Annotated in this window: 3 protein-coding genes; 2 read left to right on the top strand and 1 reads right to left on the bottom strand. The window is 43.5% G+C overall.

Going from position 1 to position 2,635, the window contains the following annotated elements; translation table 11 throughout:
* Together F7C14_RS02625 and F7C14_RS02620 are read left to right on the top strand one after the other, a co-directional pair.
* Positions 1-496: HVO_0476 family zinc finger protein (locus tag F7C14_RS02625; protein WP_290899679.1), on the top strand; the 496-nt coding region annotated here is incomplete at its 5' end.
* Positions 477-1,436, top strand: a complete 960-nt coding sequence (locus F7C14_RS02620; RefSeq protein ID WP_290899677.1) for a nucleotidyltransferase domain-containing protein — start codon at positions 477-479, stop codon at positions 1,434-1,436. The genes F7C14_RS02625 and F7C14_RS02620, both read left to right, overlap by 20 nt.
* Here the strand turns inward: F7C14_RS02620 and F7C14_RS02615 are convergent.
* A complete protein-coding gene (locus tag F7C14_RS02615; RefSeq protein ID WP_290899675.1) occupies positions 1,414-2,634 on the bottom strand; it encodes an NTP transferase domain-containing protein in 1,221 nt (406 codons plus the stop codon). The two genes, F7C14_RS02620 and F7C14_RS02615, sit on opposite strands and share 23 nt — an antisense overlap.
* Position 2,635: the final 1 nt, after the last annotated feature.

The raw sequence follows: 2,635 nt of genomic DNA, 5'->3' as shown, positions 1-2,635 counted from the left end.
GTACCAGTGCGAAGTTTGTAATAGCGTTGTTGAGTACATTCCTGAAAAGGAAATAGAGATAAAGGCGATAATAAGCAAAGGAGGAGAGTCAGAGGTAGGTAAGCTAAAAGCTAAAGAGGGAGAACTTCTTGAGAAGGGAGAGGAAGTCGTGATAGAAGTTGAAGACGGTTTTAGGGTGGGTGAGATTACCTCCCTTGAACTTGAAAATGGGAAGAGAAGCGAGGTGGCGAGAGCTGAAAAGGTCAAGACAATCTGGCTTAGGGATGTTGGGGAGGTTTTCGTAAAGTTTTCGTTGCATAAAGGACCGGTGACAACTCCATACATAATAAACTCTCCCGGAGAGACTGAGTTCATGGTTGGGGAAGTCCTCAACATCGAAAAGGGAAGATACAAGATAACGAGGATGAAACTTCTTGATGGAAGGTTGTTGAAAAAACCCGGGCAGAGAGCTAAGGCTAAGGAGATAAAGAGGATATATGCCATATACCTCAGATAAACCCGTAAGGCTTAGGGATTTCATTAGAGTTGGAAACCTTTACTTCTCCGTCGTCGGGTATAGAAATGCGGAGAGCGTGAAAGCTCTTTTGAGGTACGCTCCAGACGAAAACGGAGATAGGGAAAAGGACGGAGTGAAGTACAAAAAATTGAGCTATGAAGAAGCGATAAATGTAGGGAAAAGGTGGTTTAGCGAAAGCGAAGGGATCTTCAGGGTTCCGAGGGAGGAGATAGACGAAGTTTTCAAGCCGGAAGAAAAGCTGGAGGAGGTTATGGACAGCGAGGTAAAAAAAGTTGTCGAATTCTTCGAGGGAATTCCAAGAGAAGAGATGGGAGTCACCGGAAGCAGACTTATAGGATTGAAAAAGGAAGGGGAAAGCGATGTAGATTTTGTCGTCTATGGAAAGTACTGGTTTATTGCGAGAGAAAAAATCAGGAAGGGTATTGAATCGGGAAAGCTTGATGAACCTGATGAGGAGACGTGGGAGAGAATCTACAAAAAAAGAAATCCTCCCCTAACGTATGAAGCGTTTTTAGCTCACGAGAGAAGAAAGTTTCATAGAGCCTTTGTAGGATCTACTTACTTCGACTTACTTTACGTTAGAGGATACGAGGAACTTGAAAGAGGTTTTCCGGAGAAGATTGGAAGAAAAATTTCGTTTAGAAAAATAAGGGCGAGGGTTGTTGAGGATAGATTCGCCTTCGATTACCCCTCCGTTTATTTCGTCGAACACGAAGAGATTGAGGCTGTGGTGAGCTTTACTCACACCTTTGCTGGGCAAGTATTCAGAGGAGAGGTTTTAGAGGCTGCCGGGTGGGTTGAAGAGATAGATGGTGCAAAGTACCTCATAGCCGGCTCTAAGAGGGAGGTTAAAGACGAATACATAGTTTCGCTAACCCTAATGGAAAAAGAAGGGATTAGGGACTTTCTGATCTCTTAACGAGGTATATCGTTGCTGAAACTCTGAAAATTGAGAGAAGCGTGAGGAAGATTAGCAACTCTTTGAGAAATCCGAGGAGGCAGAATACCATTGCTGCAAAAATTCTCTCGTCTCTCTTACCGGGAACCTTGTTGAGAAGTCTTATTTTATCGAATGGACTTCTTTTGAATTCTGCTTTGTACTTCTCGGTGGAGTAGCTGACCATTGTTGTTGTAAATGCAGCGAGCATTCCCCAGAGGAACTCCCCGGAAACGACAGCTATGGCAAAGATGAAGAGGAAATCAACTATTCTATCGAGAATCGAATCTATATACCCTCCAAATGCGCTTTGCTTCATCGACGCTCTCGCTAGCTCCCCATCGACTCCATCAAGAATCGAACTTATCTGGTAGACTATTCCTCCTATTAAGGGGCTGAAAAGAGCTGTCAATGCTGAAAGAATGCCGATGAAGAAGGAGAAGATCGTTGCGGTCATGGGCTCTATTCTGTTCACGAGCTTGGAGCTAATCCAAGTGGAGATTTTCCTGTTGAAGTACCTTGAAACAAATCCGTCTCCAGTTTTCTTAACGCTCTCCTTGACTATAAGTCTGTTAGCTGCCTTTAATTCCTCCTCCGTGTCTACGTCCATCCAGAAGAGACCGTCCAGATAGCTTACTGGTATTCGAGAAGATTTCATGACGTCACATAAAGAAAGTTCTTCGGAAGGGAGATTCGTTAAGGAGATGTCGTTCTTTCTCAAAACGAAGAAGCCCGTATCGACACCGTCGAAGCTCGCTAAGTTTTTCCCGCAATCCACAAGTTTCTCTCCGTCTACTTTCACCTTCGTAGCTTCATTCACATCAACGTACTTCGGATTTCTGTCAACAACAAGTCCTCGCAGTTTTACCGCTCTCTCAACGAACTCTTGAGAGTAAACATGATCAGCCATCGTCAAAATGAATTCTCCGTCAACGTGATCCAAAGCTAAAAGAAAAGAGTACCCGTTGCCTTTCTCTGGATACTCGTTTCTGATAACTTTCTTTTTTACGTCAAGCTTTTTCACGAAATCTTCAACTTCCTTCATGTGAACGACAAAGATAAACTCGTCCACGTAATTTTTGAGGAGATTGACCGTTCTTCTGATTATTTCGGTTCCACCAACTTTCAAAATTGGTTTTGGCTTTCCTTTCATTCTCGTGGCTTTTCCTGCAGCTAAGATT

Origin of the sequence: Ferroglobus sp. (assembly GCF_015521575.1) — an archaeon.
GTDB lineage: Archaea > Halobacteriota > Archaeoglobi > Archaeoglobales > Archaeoglobaceae > Ferroglobus.
This window is presented reverse-complemented; position numbering and strand designations above follow the sequence as displayed.